Annotated in this window: 17 protein-coding genes; 4 read left to right on the top strand and 13 right to left on the bottom strand. The window is 72.2% G+C overall.

Translation table 11 applies throughout. The features are described 5' to 3' along the window. The first annotated feature begins 182 nt into the window (after positions 1-182). Complete coding sequence (locus ACH4D3_RS21645; RefSeq protein ID WP_398324214.1) at positions 183-614, top strand: ATP-binding protein; 432 nt, start codon at positions 183-185, stop codon at positions 612-614. A 161-nt stretch (positions 615-775) separates the two neighbouring features. Here ACH4D3_RS21645 and ACH4D3_RS21650 read toward each other — a convergent pair whose 3' ends face one another. Together ACH4D3_RS21650 and fdxA are read right to left on the bottom strand one after the other, a co-directional pair. Next, positions 776-1,873: a bifunctional succinyldiaminopimelate transaminase/glutamate-prephenate aminotransferase gene (locus ACH4D3_RS21650; RefSeq protein ID WP_398324215.1), complete on the bottom strand. Its 1,098-nt coding sequence runs from the start codon at positions 1,871-1,873 to the stop codon at positions 776-778. A gap of 116 nt (positions 1,874-1,989) precedes the next feature. Beyond that, on the bottom strand, positions 1,990-2,310 hold the full coding sequence (gene fdxA, locus ACH4D3_RS21655) for a ferredoxin (protein ID WP_003973842.1): 321 nt from the start codon (positions 2,308-2,310) through the stop codon (positions 1,990-1,992). Between the two features lie 140 nt (positions 2,311-2,450). On the opposite strand from fdxA, the gene ACH4D3_RS21660 reads away from it, so the two are divergent. Together ACH4D3_RS21660 and ACH4D3_RS21665 are read left to right on the top strand one after the other, a co-directional pair. Further along, a complete protein-coding gene (locus ACH4D3_RS21660) occupies positions 2,451-3,485 on the top strand; it encodes a GNAT family N-acetyltransferase (RefSeq protein ID WP_398324217.1) in 1,035 nt (344 codons plus the stop codon). Positions 3,486-3,526: 41 nt separating this feature from the next. After that, positions 3,527-4,423: a transglutaminase-like domain-containing protein gene (locus ACH4D3_RS21665; RefSeq protein WP_398324218.1), complete on the top strand. Its 897-nt coding sequence runs from the start codon at positions 3,527-3,529 to the stop codon at positions 4,421-4,423. Between the two features lie 97 nt (positions 4,424-4,520). Here ACH4D3_RS21665 and ACH4D3_RS21670 read toward each other — a convergent pair whose 3' ends face one another. From ACH4D3_RS21670 to ACH4D3_RS21695, 6 genes are all read right to left on the bottom strand, one after another. Continuing rightward, complete coding sequence (locus ACH4D3_RS21670) at positions 4,521-6,821, bottom strand: hypothetical protein (RefSeq protein WP_398324220.1); 2,301 nt, start codon at positions 6,819-6,821, stop codon at positions 4,521-4,523. Between the two features lie 155 nt (positions 6,822-6,976). After that, complete coding sequence (locus ACH4D3_RS21675; RefSeq protein WP_356856493.1) at positions 6,977-7,399, bottom strand: DUF6113 family protein; 423 nt, start codon at positions 7,397-7,399, stop codon at positions 6,977-6,979. Further along, a complete protein-coding gene (gene mshB, locus ACH4D3_RS21680) occupies positions 7,396-8,286 on the bottom strand; it encodes an N-acetyl-1-D-myo-inositol-2-amino-2-deoxy-alpha-D-glucopyranoside deacetylase (RefSeq protein WP_398324222.1) in 891 nt (296 codons plus the stop codon). The genes ACH4D3_RS21675 and mshB overlap by 4 nt, the downstream gene beginning before the upstream one ends. Positions 8,287-8,296: 10 nt before the next feature. Continuing rightward, the gene (locus ACH4D3_RS21685) at positions 8,297-8,446 is read right to left on the bottom strand and encodes a hypothetical protein (RefSeq protein ID WP_398324224.1); all 150 of its coding nucleotides are present in this window, start codon (positions 8,444-8,446) and stop codon (positions 8,297-8,299) included. A 142-nt stretch (positions 8,447-8,588) separates the two neighbouring features. Next, positions 8,589-8,996, bottom strand: a complete 408-nt coding sequence (locus ACH4D3_RS21690; RefSeq protein WP_398324226.1) for a DUF3592 domain-containing protein — start codon at positions 8,994-8,996, stop codon at positions 8,589-8,591. A 79-nt stretch (positions 8,997-9,075) separates the two neighbouring features. Then, positions 9,076-9,270, bottom strand: a complete 195-nt coding sequence (locus ACH4D3_RS21695) for a hypothetical protein (RefSeq protein ID WP_398324227.1) — start codon at positions 9,268-9,270, stop codon at positions 9,076-9,078. 186 nt (positions 9,271-9,456) lie between these two features. On the opposite strand from ACH4D3_RS21695, the gene ACH4D3_RS21700 reads away from it, so the two are divergent. After that, the gene (locus ACH4D3_RS21700) at positions 9,457-11,580 is read left to right on the top strand and encodes a prolyl oligopeptidase family serine peptidase (RefSeq protein WP_398324229.1); all 2,124 of its coding nucleotides are present in this window, start codon (positions 9,457-9,459) and stop codon (positions 11,578-11,580) included. Positions 11,581-11,634: 54 nt separating this feature from the next. Here ACH4D3_RS21700 and ACH4D3_RS21705 read toward each other — a convergent pair whose 3' ends face one another. Genes ACH4D3_RS21705 through ACH4D3_RS21725 form a run of 5 tightly spaced genes read right to left on the bottom strand, consistent with a single transcriptional unit; the run spans position 11,635 to position 17,323 of the window. After that, entirely contained in the window at positions 11,635-12,798 is a 1,164-nt protein-coding gene (locus tag ACH4D3_RS21705; protein ID WP_398324231.1) for an ABC transporter ATP-binding protein, read from the bottom strand. Next, positions 12,791-13,774, bottom strand: coding sequence for an ABC transporter ATP-binding protein (locus ACH4D3_RS21710; protein WP_398324233.1), 984 nt, complete (start codon positions 13,772-13,774; stop codon positions 12,791-12,793). Before ACH4D3_RS21710 ends, ACH4D3_RS21705 begins: the two co-directional genes overlap by 8 nt. A gap of 8 nt (positions 13,775-13,782) precedes the next feature. Next, positions 13,783-14,763, bottom strand: a complete 981-nt coding sequence (locus ACH4D3_RS21715) for an ABC transporter permease (RefSeq protein ID WP_398324235.1) — start codon at positions 14,761-14,763, stop codon at positions 13,783-13,785. Continuing rightward, entirely contained in the window at positions 14,756-15,679 is a 924-nt protein-coding gene (locus ACH4D3_RS21720) for an ABC transporter permease (RefSeq protein WP_102930859.1), read from the bottom strand. Before ACH4D3_RS21720 ends, ACH4D3_RS21715 begins: the two co-directional genes overlap by 8 nt. Before the next feature lie 9 nt (positions 15,680-15,688). Then, entirely contained in the window at positions 15,689-17,323 is a 1,635-nt protein-coding gene (locus tag ACH4D3_RS21725; protein ID WP_398324236.1) for an ABC transporter substrate-binding protein, read from the bottom strand. Between the last annotated feature and the right edge of the window lie 188 nt (positions 17,324-17,511).

The raw sequence follows: 17,511 nt of genomic DNA on the forward strand, positions 1-17,511 counted from the left end.
TGCCCGTTTTTCTGTGCACCTGATAATGCGACGCATTACCAACTCTTTACGTTGGGTCGCCGCAACCTTCGTGGCTCTCGAGCGGTAGTCACTGCGTCCGAGCCCGGTCGATCACTCTCCGGTCGCCCTCCGGGCCCGGTCGGATTCCCATCGTTGTTGTCGACTTACGCCCAAGGAGCATCATGTCCCTCCCCCTGACCCGCCGGATCGCCCGTGCCGCGCTGCTCGTCGCTGCGGGAGCGGCTGCCGGGGTCGGTGCGGCCGGCTCCGCCAGCGCGGCTCCCGAACTGCCGGCCACCCCTAACCTCGGGGGACTGACCGCCCTGGACGGGGCGAACGTCGGCAACACCGCCGCCTCCGCGGCCCAGAACGTCACCGAGACCGCGGGCGACACCGGCGGCAAGGCCGTCGAGAAGACCGTGCCGGCGGCCGGCAAGACCGGTGGTTCGGTCGTCAAGAAGGCCACCCCGGCCGCGCAGAACGCGGCCGGGGACGCGGCGGGCTCCGCCGGGGACATCGTGGGTGACACGGCGGCGAGCGCCACGGAGGGTGGGCTGCCGACGGACGCGCTGGGCAAGGGTGGGCTGCCGGTGCAGGGTCTGCCGATCGGCTGACGGCGGCTGCGCCGGGCTTGTACGGCGCCGGGTCCTGGGGTTCCCAGGGCCCGGCGTTTTGCTTGCCTACGTGGGGGCAGTGGGCGTGTCTTTAGCCGTGGCCCGGCGTCGGGGGCTGTGCCCACCCGTTCCGCCCTGCGGAACGATTGCCCACAGCCGAGTCAAGCTTTCAGGCGCTCTACTGCCGCATCAACGCGGTCGTCCGTTGCTGTCAGGGCTACGCGGACGAAGTGGGCGCCCGCCGGGCCGTAGAAGTCGCCCGGGGCCACCAGGATGCCGCGGTCGGCCAGGTGGGCGACCGTGGTCCAGCAGGACTCGTCGCGGGTGGCCCAGAGGTAGAGGCTGGCCTCGCTGTGCTCGATGCGGAAGCCGGCGCCCAGCAGGGCCTCGCGCAGGGCGGTGCGGCGAGCGGCGTAGCGCTCGCGCTGGACGCGGACGTGTTCGTCGTCGCCGAGGGCCGCCACCACGGCCGCCTGGGTCGGCGCCGGGGTCATCATGCCGCCGTGCTTGCGGATCTCCAGGAGCGAGCCCAGGACCGCCGGGTCACCGGCCAGGAAGGCCGCGCGGTAGCCCGCGAGGTTGGAGCGCTTGGAGAGGGAGTGGACGGCGACCAGGCCGTCGTACGAGCCGCCGTTGACGTCCGGGTGCAGGACCGAGACCGGGTCGGCCTCCCAGCCCAGCTCCAGGTAGCACTCGTCGGAGACGACGAGGACGCCGTGCTCGCGGGCCCAGGCGACGATCCGGGTCAGGTCGGCCTTGGACAGGACCCGGCCGGTCGGGTTCGACGGGGAGTTGAGCCACAGCAGCTTCAGGCCCGCCGGGTCCAGCTCGGTCGGGTCCTCGTACGCCTCGTACTCGGCGCGGGCCAGGCGGGCGCCGACCTCGTACGTCGGGTAGGCCAGGCGCGGGAAGGCCACCTTGTCGCCGGGGCCGAGGCCGAGCTGGGTGGGGAGCCAGGCGACGAGTTCCTTGGAACCGACGACGGGCAGCACATGGCGGTGGGTGACGTCGCGGGCACCGAGGCGGCGCTCCACCCAGCCGGTGATGGCGTCCCGCAGCGCCGGCGTGCCCCAGACGGTCGGGTAGCCCGGGGAGTCCGCCGCGTCCACCAGGGCCTTCTGGATCAGCTCGGGGACCGGGTCGACCGGGGTGCCGACCGAGAGGTCGACGATGCCGCCGGGGTGGGCCGAGGCCGTCTTCTTGTACGGCTCCAGCTTGTCCCAGGGGAAGGTGGGAAGTCGGTCGGAGACTGATGACACGGTGGGTGGCTCCCTTTCCTCGTCGGCGCCGGTACGGCAAACGCCTCGGTCCCGTGCGGCGCCGATCGGGGTGATCAGGCCGTACGGGACCGAGGCGGCGCGTGTGCCGGCCGCTCTTACTGGTTCTGCGGCGGCAGCGCGGCGACGAAGGGGTGGTCGCGCTCGATCAGCCCCAGCTTGCTGGCGCCGCCGGGCGAGCCGAGCTCGTCGAAGAACTCGACGTTCGCCTTGTAGTAGTCCTTCCACTCCTCGGGAGTGTCGTCTTCGTAGAAGATCGCCTCGACCGGGCAGACCGGCTCACAGGCACCACAGTCGACGCATTCGTCCGGGTGGATGTACAAGGACCGCTGGCCCTCGTAGATGCAGTCGACCGGGCACTCCTCGATGCACGCCTTGTCCTTCACGTCGACACAAGGCTGCGCGATGACGTAGGTCACGCTGTCGTTCCTCCTCGATAGGGCGCTGGCGGGCCTCCGTAGGCTCCGCCGCCTGGCGCGCGGGAGCGCGGCGTCGTCGATGCCCGCCCCTAGTATCTCCGTTCTTGGGCATGATCCGAACAGGAGGGGTGGACAGACCCGTGGAATTCTCTGCCGCCGGGCGTCTTGAGGTCCGTATCACCACTGCTGACGTGGGCAAACGAGTCTCCGTACGGCGCTTGAGCGAAGCTGGTGTCGCAGGTGAGAAGTTCACCGACACGGTCGGCGTTCTCACATCATGGACCGATGGTGTGCTGCTGATCACACGAAAGAGTGGCGAGTCCGTCCGTGTCGCGGAATCCGCCCTGGTCGCCGGGAAGGTCGTGCCGGCCGCCCCGGCCCGCCGTCGCGGCCCCGCCGCGTCCTACGAGGAGCTGGTGCGCGTCGCCGCGCGGTCCTGGCGCCCGGTGGAGAGCGAGCGGCTCGGTGGGTGGGAGCTGCGGGCGGCCGGGGGTTTCACCCGGCGGGCCAACTCCGTGCTGCCGCTCGGCGATCCGGGGCTGCCGCTCGACGAGGCGCTGACGGCCGTACGCCGCTGGTACGGCGAGCGCGGGCTGCCCGCGTACGTCCAGACCTCCACCGGCGCCGCCGGTACGCAGGAGCTGCTGTGCGCGGAGCTGGAGCGGCGGGGCTGGGTCCGGGAGGTGACGGCCGAGGTGTGGACCGGGCCACTGGCGCCGGTCGCCGACCTGGCCGAGGGCACCGGTGTGGTCCTGTCCCGGGAGGCGGACGAAACCTGGCTGGCCCGGTACCAGCGCAAGGGGGTGAGCGAAGTGGCACTGCGGGTCCTGGAGTCGGGTCCGTCGGTGTGGTTCGCCACGGTGCCCCGCGCGGAGGGGCCGGGGGGCACGGACGGCGCGGGCGGCGTGGCGGCGATCGGGCGGTGTGTCGTGGACGGGCGCTGGGCCTCCTTCGCGGCCGTCGAGGTCGACCCCGCGCAGCGGCGCCGGGGACTCGCGACGGCCGTGATGGCCGCGCTGGCCCGGCGGGCGCTGGACGAGGGGGCGTCGGCGGCGTGGCTCCAGGTGGAGACCGACAACGCCGGGGCCCGGGCGCTGTACGCCGGGATGGGCTTCGCGGCGCACCACGCCTACCACCACTACCGGGAGCCCGCGGCCGCCGGGGCCGACCGGTAGACCGCCACCGAGACATCCCTCCGAAAGGGCACGAGCCTGCCATGCGTCCTCCTCGTCCTCCTCGCCCCCCGTCGCCCGAGCGGTCGGCCGAACTGCGGCGGCGGTTCGCGCAAGAGGCGCGGTCCGAGCGTCCCGACCTGGCCACGCTCTGCCTGCTGGTGGGCGCGGAGGCGGACGGGGCGCTGGACGAGGCGGGGCTGGACGCCGCGCAGGTGGAACTGGACCGGCTGGCCGGAGAGCTGCCGTTCCGGCCGGGTACGCCGCGGGCCTGGGCGGTGGCGCTGCGGGACCTGCTGGGCGAGCGGTACGGGTTCCACGGGGTCGCCGCGGACTACCAGCGGCTGGAGTCGTCGTTGCTGCACGAGGTGCTGCGGCGGCGGCGCGGGCTGCCGATCCTGCTGTCGGTGGTGTGGCTGGAGGTGGCCCGGCGGGCCGGGGCGCCGGTGTACGGGGTCGCGTTGCCGGGGCACTTCGTGGTCGGCTTCGGGGCCGAGCCGGGAGCGGCGTCCGGCGCCGGGTCCGCGGCGCCGGAGGAGCCGGTGCTGGTCGATCCGTACGACGGGGGGCGGCTGCTGAGCGGTACGGACGCGGAGGTGCTGGTCGCCGGGGCGACGGGGGCCGAGCTGCGGGCGTCGATGCTGGAGCCCGCGGCGCCGTTGGACGTGGTGGCACGGGTGCTGAACAACATCCGGGCGTGGGCGGCGGCGCGGCCGGAGCAGTCGGCGGTGGGACTGTGGGCGGTCGAGCTGGCGCTGCTGTTGCCGGCGCATGCGGCGCGGCTGCGCTACGAGCGGGCGGTGCTGTTGGTGCAGCGGGGGGAGTTCGCGGCGGGCGCCGGGGCGTTGGAGGCGTACGCCGAGGTGGTGGGGGCGGTGGACGAGGCGGTCGCCGAGGAGGTGCGCAGGGAGGCCCGGGCGGCTCGGGCGATGTTGAACTGAGGTTTCGCCCACCCGCCGTGGGACTCCGGTCGTCCGGGGCCGCGGAGGGAGGGCGCCCGGCGAGTGCCGGGCGCCGCCCCTCGCTCCTGTGCCCGCGTCAGCTGGGGTTGGTGTCGATGACGGCCACCCGGTCGGTCTTGCTCTTCAGGGCCTGGCGCATGGCGCCGTAGACGTCCTGGGGGGTGACGGCCGTCTTCTCACCGTTGGCGCGGGTGATGAGCACACCGTCGAACGTCTGGCCGTAGAGCTCCTTGAGGGCGTTCAGGTCGGGCTTGTCGACGAGCTTGCCGTCGACGGCCGTGACCCTGAGGAACTTCCACAGCGACTTCTCGGGGCTCAGCGGAATGGAGTGCGCGGCATCGGTCTGCACGGTCACCCTGTCCGACATCGCCGGCTCCGCGAACTCCTTCAGCATCCGGTCGACCTCGGCCTTGGAGACCGTGGGCTGCTTGGTGGTCGTCGGCACGTTCACCGCGGTGGCGGTGCCGGACTCCACCTGGGCGCGGTAGGCGCTCTGCACGGCCTCGGTCGACTTGGCCACGTCTATGCCCTGGCCGGCCTTGCCGTACACGGGGACGGCCTTGCCGGACTCGAACTTGATCGTGCCCTCGGTCGCCGACCCGGCCCCGCCCGCGGCGTCCTCCAGGGCGGCCTGCAGCTTCTCCTCGTCGACGGGCATGACCGGTTCGACGACCCGCTTCTGGCCGAAGAGCGAGCCGATCACGGACATCGGGTTGTAGTCGCTGGTCGCCGCGGAGCTGGCCGTGGCCTGGGTGTCGAGCTGGAGGCCCGCCTGGTCCGGCTTCAGGGAGACGGTCTCGCCGCCCACGGTGAGCTTGAGCGGCTTGGCCGCGCGGGCGCCGAGGGCCTTGTCCAGCTTCTCGACGGCGTCGTCGCGGGTGCCGCCGCCGATGTCGACGCCGAGCACGGTGGTGCCCTTGGGCACGTCGGAGCGGTTCATGAGCAGGCCGGCGCCGTAGGTGACACCGGCGACGACGACCAGGCCGCCGACGAGCAGCGGGAGCTTCCCCCGCCCCTTCTTCTTGGCTGGCTTGGCGGGGCTCGCCGGCGGGGCGGAGACCGGCTCGGGCAGCTTGGGCGGCGTGTGCGCCATCGGCCCGTCGCCGGACCCGGCCGGGAACGGCGGCGCGGTGCGCTCGCCCGGTACGACGGGGATGCCGCTGGTGACGGTGTTGCCGGAGATGTTGTCCGGGTTGCCCGCGCCGGGCGGGACCGGCCGCTGCGGGGTGAGGATCGCGGTGTCGTCGCTGAGCCCGCCGCCGGGGCCGAGGCGGGCGGCGTCCGGACCGGCGCCGGGGCCACCGGGGCCACCGGGACCGCCCGGGCCGCGCATGGCGTTCGGCGCGGACTCGCGCCGGCCGCCCGGAGCCCCGGGAGCGCCGGACATGCCGAGGTCGCCGAGGTCGCCGACCGGGGGCGGCGTCAGCCGGCTGGCGCCGGTGGCCGGGCCGCTCGTCGGTCCCGCGGGGCCGCTCGTGGGTCCGGCGGGACCCTGGGGCCCGTTGCCGTACGGGGACTGCCCGTTCAGGCCGTTCTGCTGCCCGCCGGTGGCGCCGGGGGCCTGGCCGGTCCGGCCCTCGCCCGCGAAGTACGGCAGGTCGTCACGGCGCGGCTCGCCACCGGCGTCGGCGCCCGGCCGGGGGCCGTTGCCGTTGCCGCCCAGCGGACCGGCCGCCAGCGCCTCGGTCACGTCGAAGGAACCGGTGCCGCCACCGTGGCCGGGCGCCACCGGCCCGCCGGTCGCACCGGAGCGGGCGGCGCCGCCCGCGGACCCGGACCGGGCACCGCCGGGTGCGTTCATGGAACCGACGACGCCACCGGGACGGCCACTCCCGCCGCCCGGCCGCGCACCGGCACCCGAAGCACCCGCGGGACCCGCGCCACGCGCCCCCGCCGCACCCGGGGTTCCGGCGGTGGGCGCCGAACCGGCGGGCAGACCGGCACCGTTGGTGGAACCGCCGCCCTGAGTGCCTTTGCCCGGGCCCGACTTGCGTGGCGCGAACCAGTCGCTCGTCGGCTTCTCCTCGGCGGGCTGGGCGGGCTGGGCGGGCTCGGCGGGAGCCTCGGGCGCGGCGGCACTCGGCGCCGGCGCGGGCCGCTCGCCCGTCGTCTCCGTACCGTCGGCGGCGTCCTCGCCGTCCGCGACGGGCTTGCGCACCACGACCGGCGGGATGGGCCGCGACCCGGGGATGTTGATCCGGATCCGGGTCGTCAGCGTCGTCTCGGTCTTGCGCTCCTCCGGTCGCGTGGCCGAACGGCCCGCGTCCGCACCGGCGTCGGAAGCCGTGGGTGTCCCGTAGGGCGGGGTGCCCGACGGGTATGCGGCTCCGCCGCGCCCGTGGGGCCCGGAGGACGAACTGTCAGTTTCACGACTCAAGGCAGGTTCTCCCGGTTGGCTCCGCCGCCCGTCACGCCTTCAGCGGGCGGCTCGGCGGCGCGCACCACCATACTGGCCACTTCTCGCGCGTATCCCGTGACCGCCGTGGAAACCCACACGGGACTCCCACGCCCACGGCACGGCGAAGTGGTACGTCACTTGCGAAGTCGGGCGGGGCCGCCGTCCGGTTGCCGCACCGGCGCGAGGGTGGCGCAGATCACAGCAACGGCGATCCCGCCGAGCAGAAAGACATAGGAGCCGGCACCGGCGGCGAAGAGGAAGTCGCCCTCCGGACGGCTGGTGGTGAGCAGCACCACGGCGAGCGCCCAGCCGAGGGCGGGCGCGACGGCCCCTCCCCGGCGCCCGACGGCACGGCCCGCCCCGACACACAGCCCCGCCTCGGCGGCCAGCGCGAGCAGCAGCCCGCCCGGGAACCAGGCCGGCTGGAGCAGCGCGCCCGCCACTCCGAGGACGGCGCCGAGCACGAAGAGTCCGGCGTACAGGGCGGCCCGTCCGAGCGAGGGCGGGCGCAGCGGCTGGGCGAGTGCGGAGCTCGGCGGTTCGTTGCGGCTGTTCACGAGGTCGCCTCCCCGGTGCCGGAGGTCCCGGCGACGCCCGCGAACAGGTCGCTCTCGCGTCCGTCGCCGCCGTCCCGCTCGCCGCGCACCAGTTCGTAGTACTCGGTGGTGAGGATCGGCTGGGCCAGGTCGTTGGAGAGGACGAAATACGGTTCGCCGACCGTGATCTGGGTGGCGTGCGCGCGCATCGCGGCGGCCTTGGCGGCGGCGTACGCGGTGCCCTCGCCGCGGATCTCGGTGGTGATCCGCTCGTCGTCGACGACACCCGGTACGTCCTCGACGCCGGCCGCCTTCTCGAACGGCAGGCCGGGCAGGTCGTCCCGGAGCCGGGCGAAGGCGTCCTTGGCCCAGGAGCGCGGCACCCGGTTCCAGTAGACCTTCGCGATCGGGCACCCGGCCTCGGCGGCCAGCTCCGCCGCGCGCATGGCGATGCGGTGGGCCTGGATGTGGTCGGGGTGGCCGTAGCCGCCGTTCGGGTCGTAGGTGACCAGCACCTGGGGACGCACCTCGCGGATCACGTCGACCAGCATCCCGGCGGCCCGGTCGACGTCGGCCTGCCACAGGCAGCCGGGGTCGTCGTTGTCGGACAGCCCCATCATCCCGGAGTCGGCGAACCGCCCCGGCCCGCCGAGCAGCCGGAAGTCGTCGACGCCGAGGGCGCGCATCGCGTCCGCCAGCTCGCCCCGGCGGTGCCCGCCCAGAGCGGCTCCGGACAGGTGGGCGAGCTCGGGCGGGATGACCTCGCCCCGCTCGCCCAGGGTGCAGGTCACCAGCGTCACGTGGGCGCCCTCGGCCGCGTAGCGGGCCATGGTGACGCCGTTGTTGATCGACTCGTCGTCCGGGTGCGCGTGCACCAGCAGCAGACGCCGGCCGGGGAGTTCCTTCATGGGGTCCACCCTATGAGGCCGCCCGCCCGTCCCCGTAACGCAGGAGCCCGTCCGCGACCACCGCCGGGCGGTCGTCGACCAGGGACTCGCCTCCGACCTGGGCACGCTCCACTCCCGCAGGCGGGCCCTGTCCGTCCTCGTCGTCCTCGTCCGACCTCACCGAGATCCCTGGCAGGACATCCGCTCGAGCTTCGGCGACTCCACGACGACCTCCCCGGGCATCCCCCTGACCTTCGGGCTCACCCTGCTGGACATCGTCAACGACGGCCGGTCGGCGGACGCCGACCTGAGTGTGCCGGCAGTCAGCCCGTCACGGCGATGACCACGCCGATGCCGAGGAACACCAGGGCCACGGCGAGGACGAACAGCACCGGGCCGGTCATGTGGCGCCGGGTGAACACGCGGGCCGTCTGCGGGTCGTGGGGGAGGTAGACCACGTCGACCTGGCGGCCGGTCGCGAGGCCCATTCCGGTCCCGCGCATGCTCGGGGTGAACTCCACGCGGTATCCGTGCTGGTCGGCGAAGGCGATGATCGGCGCCCACGAGGGGCCGCTGTTGCTGTCGCGCACCCGGACGTTGTCGACCACCATGCCGGTGGTGCGGACCCCGTGGTGGCGCAGTCGGCGCACCCGTGCGGCGTCGTACAGTCCGGCCCACAGGAGCAGCGCCCCGACCAGGCCGCACAACAGAGCACCCATCACGTTCGACATGCCTCGGCGCCTCCGTCTCCCCGGGGTTCTTCGGGCTCCGGGTACAGGGACGCCGTCGGCGTGCCGGTCGGTTGCGGCGTCAGAAGTTGATGCCTCCGATCACCCCCGCGATGTTCGTCGTCAGCTCACTGATCGTGGGAGCCATCGTCGACGAGGCCAGGTAGAAGCCGAGGAGCATGCACACCACCGCGTGCCCCGCCTTCAAGCCTGATTTCCTGACCAGCAGGACGACGATGATCGCCAGCAGCACAACCGCCGAAATCGAGAGTGCCACGGCGGCTCACCTCCAATGGGCCCAGGGACATGGGGGGTCGGTCGCAGTCGGAGCTCGGGGCAGATAAATCCACGCAGCGGGCACCTGGTTGATACCCACTATGCGCTAGTGATCATAACTATCCGTGCGCGCGCATCTCTCGGCGCACGGCCGCACAAGGGGGCGCATGGCCAATATGGTCAAGGCATGACGACCGAGTCCGACTCCTTCCCCAAACGCCACGCCCGCACCCAGCGGTTCACGCTCGGCGCGCCGCGTTCGTTCACCGTGGCACCCGATGGTTCACGGGTCGCCTTCCTGCGCTCCGGTACCGGTACGGACCGGGCCAATTCGCTGTGGGTGCTCGATACCGAGAAGGGCGGGGAGCGCGTCGCCGCCGACCCCCGCGCCCTTCTGGGCGGCGCTCAGGAGCATCTGTCGCCCGAGGAACGGGCCCGGCGCGAACGCAGCCGCGAGGGCGGCGCCGGGATCGTCGGCTACGCCACCGACTCGGCGGTCGAGCTGGCCTCTTTCGCCTTGTCAGGGCGGCTCTTCGTGGCCGAGCTGCCGGTCGGCACCGCGCGCGAACTGCCCACCCCCGGGCCGGTGATCGACCCGCGCCCCTCCCCCGACGGCCGGCACGTCGCCTACGTCGCCCAGGGCGCCCTGCGCGTGGTGGGCGCCGAGGGTGACGGGGACAGGGCCCTGGCCGAGGCGGACGGCGAGGGCGTCACGTACGGGCTCGCCGAGTTCGTGGCGGCCGAGGAGATGTCGCGCAGCCGGGGCTTCTGGTGGAGCCCGGAGTCGGACCGCCTGCTGGTGGCCCGCGTGGACGACACGCCGGTCCAGCGCTGGTGGATCTCCGACCCGGCCCGGCCCGAGCGTGATCCACACCACGTGCCGTACCCGGCGGCGGGCACCCCCAACGCGGACGTACGGCTGTTCGCGGTCGGTCTCGACGGGGGGCGCACGGAGGTCCTCTGGGACCGGGCACGGTACCCGTATCTGGCGCGAGTGCACTGGTCAGCCGCGGGTGCGCCGCTGCTTCTCGTACAGGCGCGCGACCAGCGCAGCCAGCTGTTCCTGGCGGTGGACCCCGAGTCGGGGACGACCCGGATGGTGCACGCCGACGAAGATCCAATTTGGCTGGAACTCTTCCCCGGGGTGCCCTGCTGGAGCCCCTCGGGCCAACTCGTACGGATCGCCGACGAGGGCGGTGCGCGAGTGCTCGCGGTGGGCGAACGGCTGCTCACCGGGGCTCAGTTGCACCTGCGGGCGGTGCTGGACGTCGGCGCCGACGACGTGCTGGTCTCCGCCTCGGCGGGCGAGGAGGCGGCCGGGGCGGAGATCGGCGAGGTGCACGTCTACCGGGTGAACGAACTGGGCGTCGAACGCCTGTCGCAGGAGCCCGGTGTGCACTCGGCGGTTCGCGCGGGGGCCGTGACGGTGCTCGTCTCCGCGACGCTCGACCGGCCGGGATCCCGAGCGCAGGTACTGCGGGAGGGAAAGCTTGCGGCGACCGTCGCGTCATATGCGGAAGACCCGGGTTTGTCCCCGCGCGTGACCCTCACCCAAGGGGGCGCACGACGCGTCCCGTGCGCCGTGCTTATGCCAACGGACTACCACGGTGACACCCCCCTCCCCGTCCTCCTGGACCCCTACGGTGGTCCGCACGGTCAGCGCGTCGTGGCCGCGCACAACGCCCACCTCACCTCGCAGTGGTTCGCGGACCAGGGTTTCGCGGTGGTCGTCGCCGACGGGCGGGGCACTCCTGGGCGCTCCCCCGCCTGGGAGAAGGCCGTCAAGGACGACGTGGCCGCCGTGGTGCTCCAGGACCAGGTGGACGCGCTGCACGCCCTCGCCGCCGACTTCCCGCTGGACCTGAACCGCGTCGCCGTCCGGGGCTGGTCCTTCGGCGGCTATCTCGCCGCCCTCGCGGCGCTGCGCCGGCCGGACGTCTTCCACGCCGCGGTCGTGGGCGCCCCGGTCACCGACCTCAGGCTCTACGACACCCACTACCAGGAGCGCTACCTCGGCGACCCCGGCGAGCAGCCGGAGGTCTACCGCCGCAACTCGGTGATCGACGACGCCGGTCTGGTCGACGCCGCCGAGCCGCACCGGCCCATGATGGTCATCCACGGCCTCGCGGACGACAACGTGGTGGTCGCCCACTCGCTGCGCCTGTCCTCGGCCCTGCTGGCGGCCGGCCGGCCGCACGAGGTGCTGCCCCTGTCCGGCGTCACCCACATGACCCCGCAGGAGTCGGTCGCCGAGAACCTGCTGCGGCTCCAGGTGGACTTCCTCAAGCGGTCGCTGCCCGCCCCGGCGTAGCCCCCGCCCGGCGGCGGGCCGGGGCCCGGTCGCCCGGCCCGCCGCACCGCCGCGTCATGCGCCTTCGCCGTCCTCCCGGTGCGCGCCGTGCGGTCCGGGCGACTTGGGCGACTTGGGCGACTTGGGCGGCCCGGGCGGCACGGACGGGCCTGGCTCCTCGGACGGCGCGGACGGGCCTGGCTCCTCGGGCGGCACCACCTGCTTCTCCTCCGCGAAGTGGCAGGCGGAGTCGTGCGCCGCGGGCCCGGAGACGGAGCGGAACTCGGCGGGGACGGCCAGGGCCGGTACCTCCAGCGCGCACCGCTCCCGCGCCTTCCAGCACCGGGTGCGGAAGCGGCAGCCCGAGGGGATGTTGGTCGGGGACGGGACGTCGCCGGACAGGATGATCCGCTCGCGGTGTTCCCGGGCCTCGGGGTCGGGCACCGGTACGGCGGACAGCAGCGCCTGGGTGTAGGGGTGCGTGGGGTGATCGTAGATCTCCTCGTCCCGGCCGGTCTCCACGATGCGGCCCAGGTACATCACGCCGACCCGGTCCGAGATGTGCCGGACGATCGACAGGTCGTGGGCGATGAAGATGTACGAGAGGTCGAACTCGTCCTGGAGCCGGGCCATCAGGTTGATCACCTGGGCCTGGACCGACACGTCGAGGGCCGAGACCGGTTCGTCGGCGACGATGATCTCCGGGCGCAGTGCCAGGCCGCGGGCGATGCCGATGCGCTGGCGCTGGCCGCCGGAGAACTGGTGGGGGTAGCGGTTGATGTACTCCGGGTTCAGGCCGACCACGTCCAGCAGGTCCTGGACCCGTCGCCGCCGGTCGCCCTTCGGGGCCACCTCGGGGTGGATGTCGTAGGCCTCGCCGATGATGTCGCCGACGGTCATGCGGGGGTTGAGGGAGGTGTAGGGGTCCTGGAAGACCATCTGGATGTTGCGGCGGACGGACTTCAGGGCCCGGCCCGACAGACGGGTGATGTCCTCGCCCTTGTAGCGGATCTCCCCCGCCGTCGGCCGCTCCAGGTTGACCAGCATCTTGGCGACCGTGGACTTGCCGCAGCCGGACTCGCCGACGATGCCGAGGGTCTCGCCGCGGGCCAGTTCGAAGTCCACGCCGTCCACGGCCTTGACCGCGCCGACCTGCTTCTTGAAGAGGATGCCGGAGGTCAGCGGGTAGTGCTTGACCAGGCCGCGGACTTCGAGGATCGGCTCCGTGGTCTCAGCCATGCAGGCACTCCCTCCAGAAGTGGCAGGCGCTGCCCCGCTCGGCGTCGGACTCGGTGACGTCGTAGAGGGGCGGTACGTCGGTGCGGCAGACGTCCTGGGCCATCGGGCAGCGGGGGTGGAAGGCGCAGCCGGGCGGGATGCGGGTCAGGTTGGGCGGCAGTCCCTTGATGGCGTAGAGCTCCTGGCCCTTCTGGTCCAGGCGCGGGATCGACTCCAGCAGGCCGCGGGTGTACGGGTGGGCCGGGGCCTTGTAGATGTCGTGGACCGGGGCCGTCTCCACGATCCGGCCCGCGTACATGACCGCGATCTTGTCGGCGACGTCGGCGACCACGCCGAGGTCGTGGGTGATGAGGATGAGCCCCATGCGCAGTTCGCGCTGGAGCTCCGCGAGCAGGTCCATGACCTGGGCCTGGACGGTGACGTCGAGGGCGGTGGTCGGTTCGTCGGCGATGATCAGCTTGGGTTCCAGGGCCATCGCCATGGCGATCATGATGCGCTGGCGCATGCCGCCGGAGAACTGGTGCGGGTACTGCCGCACCCGCTCCCGGGCGGCCGGGATGCGGACCCGGTCCATCAGCTCGACGGCCTTGGCGTGGGCGTCCTTGCGGGACATGCCGCGGTGCACGGTGAACATCTCGGCGAGCTGGGCGCCGACGGTCAGGACGGGGTTCAGCGAGGACAGCGCGTCCTGGAAGATCATCGCCATCTCGGCGCCGCGGACCTTCCGCCGTTCGTCCTCCTTCAGCTTCAGCAGGTCCCGGCCCTCGAAGAGGATCTCCCCCGCGGTGACCCGGCCCGGCGGGACGTCCAGGATGCCCATGATCGTCTGTGCGGTGACGGACTTGCCGGAGCCGGACTCGCCCAACACCGCGAGGGTCTCGCCCGCGTCCACGCCGTAGCTGACGCCGTTGACGGCCTTGGCGACGCCGTCCCGGGTGTGGAACTCCACGTGCAGGTCGCGCACTTCGAGCAGCATGCGGTCGCTCACCTCAGCTTCGGGTCGAGGGCGTCGCGCACCGCGTCGCCGAGCATGATGAACGCCAGGACGGTGATGGCGAGGGCTCCGGAGGGCCACAGCAGCGCGTGCGGGGCGTTGCGCACGTAGGGGGCGGCGGAGGAGATGTCGATGCCCCAGGAGACGCTGGGCGGCTTGAGACCGACGCCGAGGAAGGACAGGGTCGCCTCCAGGGAGATGTAGGTACCGAGCGCGATGGTCGCCACGACGATGACCGGGGCGACGGCGTTGGGGGCGATGTGGCGGAGCAGGAGGCGGGAGTTGGAGGCGCCGAGCGCCCGGGCCGCCTGCACGTAGTCGTTCTGCTTGGCGGTGATGACGGCGCCGCGGGCGATGCGGGAGATCTGCGGCCAGCCGAGCAGCACGATGAAGCCGATGACCGGCCAGATGGTGTTGCTGGTGATGACGGAGAGCAGGACGAGGCCGCCCAGGACGACCGGGATGGCGAAGAAGATGTCGGTGATCCGGGACAGCACCGCGTCCCCGCCGCCGCCGAAGAACCCAGCGAGGCCGCCGAGGACGCTGCCCAGGAGCGCGACGCCGAGCGTGGCGAGGATGCCGACCGCGACCGAGGTGCGGGCGCCGTAGACGGTGCGGGTGTAGACGTCGCAGCCCTGGCCGTTGAAGCCGAAGGGGTGACCGGCCTGCGAGCCCTCCTGGGCCTTGGACAGGTCGCACTTGAGCGGGCTGCCGGAGGCGATGAGGGAGGGCCACAGGGAGATGACGATCAGGAAGAGGATCACCAGGGCGGAGATGATGAAGACGGGGTTGCGGCGCAGGTCGTGCCAGGCGTCGGACCACAGGCTGCGGGGCTTGTCGCGCGGGTCGGCCCCGTCCGGGCCCGGCGGCTGCTCCAGCGTGACCGCCTCGCTCGCGCCGAGGTCCATCGTGCCGCCCATGCCGGTGCCGGCGATGGCGCGTTCGGGCTCGTAGGGCTCCTGGTCAGGCATAACGGATCCTCGGGTCGAGTACGGCGTACAGGAGGTCGACGACGAGGTTGGCGACGAGGAAGACGAGGACCAGGACGGTGACGAAGCCGACCACGGTCTGGGTGTTCTGGCGCAGGATGCCCTGGTAGAGCTGGTAGCCGACGCCGTGGATGTTGAAGATCCGCTCGGTGACGATGGCGCCGCCCATCAGGGCGCCGATGTCGGTGCCGATGAAGGTGACGACGGGGATGAGGGAGTTGCGCAGCAGGTGCCGGGTGATGACCCGGTGGCGGGGCAGGCCCTTGGCGATGGCGGTGCGGACGTAGTCGGAGCGCCGGTTCTCGGCGATGGAGGTGCGGGTCAGCCGGGTGACGTAGGCCAGCGAGACCGAGGCGAGCACCAGGCCGGGGACGATCAGCTCGCCGAAGGCCGCCTCGGAGGAGACGGCCGGGTCGATCCAGCCCCACTTGACGCCGAGCAGCAGCTGGAGCAGCAGGCCGGTGACGAAGGTGGGGACGGAGATGACGACGAGGGTCAGCAGCAGCACCCCGGTGTCGACGGGGCGGCCGCGGCGCAGGCCGGTGACGACGCCGAGGACGATGCCGACGACGATCTCGAAGAGGATCGCGACGATGGTGAGCCGGATGGTGACCGGGAACGCCGTCCCCATCAGCTCGGTGACCGGCTGGCCGTTGAAGGCGGTGCCGAAGTCGCCGGTGAAGACGTTGCCCATGTAGGTGGCGTACTGCTGCCACACGGGCTGGTCGAGGCCGAACTCGTGCCGCAGCTGCGCGGCCGTCGCCGGGTCGCACTCCCGGTCCCCGCACAGGCCCGCGATGGGGTCGCCCATCACATTGACCATCAGGAAGATCAGCAGCGTGGCCCCGATGAAGACCGGGATCATCTGGAGCAGCCGCCGGACGACATAGCGTCCCATGGCGCCCCCTCAGCCGACCTTGATCTCGTTGTAGACCGGGACGCTGAACGGGTTGAGCTTCACGTTGGAGAGCCGGTCGGAGTAGCCGGCGCTGCCGTTCTGGTACCAGAGCGGGATGGCCCCCATGTCGTCCCTGAGGACCTCCTCGGCCTGCTGGAAGAGGCCGACGGCCTTGGCGGTGTCGGTCTCGGCGTTGGCCTGGTCGACGAGGTCGTCGAACTTCTCGCTGGACCACTTGCCGTCGTTGGAGGAGGCGTTGGTGTAGTACAGCGGCTGAAGGAAGTTCTGGATGAGCGGGTAGTCCATCTGCCAGCCCGCGCGGAAGGGGCCGCTCATCTTCTGGTCGGTGATCTGGTTGCGGAAGTCGGCGAAGGTGCCGACCGGGTTGCCGGCGCAGGCGCGGTCGTTGTCCAGGGCGTTGTTGATGGAGTTGCAGACCGCGTCGACCCACTGCTTGTGGGAGCCGGTGTCGGCGTTGTAGGTGATCTTGACCTGGCCGCCGGGGAGTCCGCCGCCCTCCTTGACCAGCTTCTTGGCCTCCTCGGCGTTGTACTCGCAGGCGTCCCCGCACAGGCCCGGCTTGTAGCCGCCGTCCTCGCCGAGGACCGGTGAGGTCCAGTCGGTGGCCGGGGTGCGGGTGTTCTGGAAGATCGTGTCGGTGATCTGCTTGCGGTCGATCGCCATGGACAGGCCCTTGCGGACCTTCTCCGAGCCTGGCTTGCTCCAGTCGTTGTCGTAGAACGGGAAGGCGAGGGTCTGGATGATGCCCGCCGGGGTGTTGATGTAGCGGTCGCCGAGGTCGTTCTTGACGTTCTTGAGCTGGGAGGCCGGGACGTCGTCGACCAGGTCGAGGTTGCCCGCGATCAGGTCGGTGTAGGCGGTGTTGTTGTCGGTGTAGACCTTGAGGTCCACGCCGCCGTTCTGCGCCTTGTCCGGGCCGGGGTAGTCGTCCCACTTGCGCAGGGACATCTGGGAGCCGCGGGTGTAGTTGTCGACCTGGTAGGGGCCGTTGCCGATCGGCTTCTTCAGCCAGGCGTCGTGGTCGTCGAAGAACGCCTTGGGCAGCGGCGCGAAGGCCGGGTAGCCGAGGGTGTCGGGGAACGTGGAGAACTTCTGGCTGAGCTTGATCGTGAAGGTGAGGGGGCCGGTCACCTTCAGTCCCGAGAGCGTGTCGGCGCTCTGCGAGCCGCTTTCGGGGTGCACCTTGTCGTAGCCGTCGATGTAGGCGAAGAAGTACGCGTTGCGCTGGTTGTTCTTGAGGCTCGCGCCGTAGTTCCAGGCGTCCACGAAGGACTGGGCGGTGACCTTCTCGCCGTTGCTGAAGGTCCAGCCGTCCTTGACGGTGACGGTGAAGTTCTGCGAGTCGGAGGTGTCGATCTTCTCGGCGAGCATGTTCTGCGCCTCGCCGGTCTCGGGGTCGTACTTCTTCAGTCCCCGGAAGATCATGTCGAGGACCTTGCCGCCCTGCACCTCGTTGGTGTTGGCCGGCTCCAGCGGGTTCTGGGGGTCGCCCCAGGAGGAGCTGAGCACGCCGCCGCTGCCCCCGCCGCTGCCCCCGTCCCCGCCCCCGCCGCCGCAGGCCGTCGCCGCGAGGACTACCGCCGCCGCGCAAGCGGCCCATTTGGCGTGCGTGGCTCCGCGCATGGAGTGCCTCCTCGTGCCCTGACTCGTCCGCTGGTCCGTTCCGGTCCAGCTTCGAGGGGCGTACTCGGGGGCGCACACCCGTACGGTCCGTACGGGTTGCCGGTGTCCTCCGGACGGGTGCGGGAGGTGTGGCGGCATGCGGAAGGGCGGCGGCGGGAGTCCCGCTCCCGCCGCCGCCCTTCCCGGCT

The sequence above is a fragment of the Streptomyces sp. NPDC018026 genome (genome assembly GCF_044327745.1).
Lineage (GTDB): Bacteria > Actinomycetota > Actinomycetes > Streptomycetales > Streptomycetaceae > Streptomyces > Streptomyces rubrogriseus.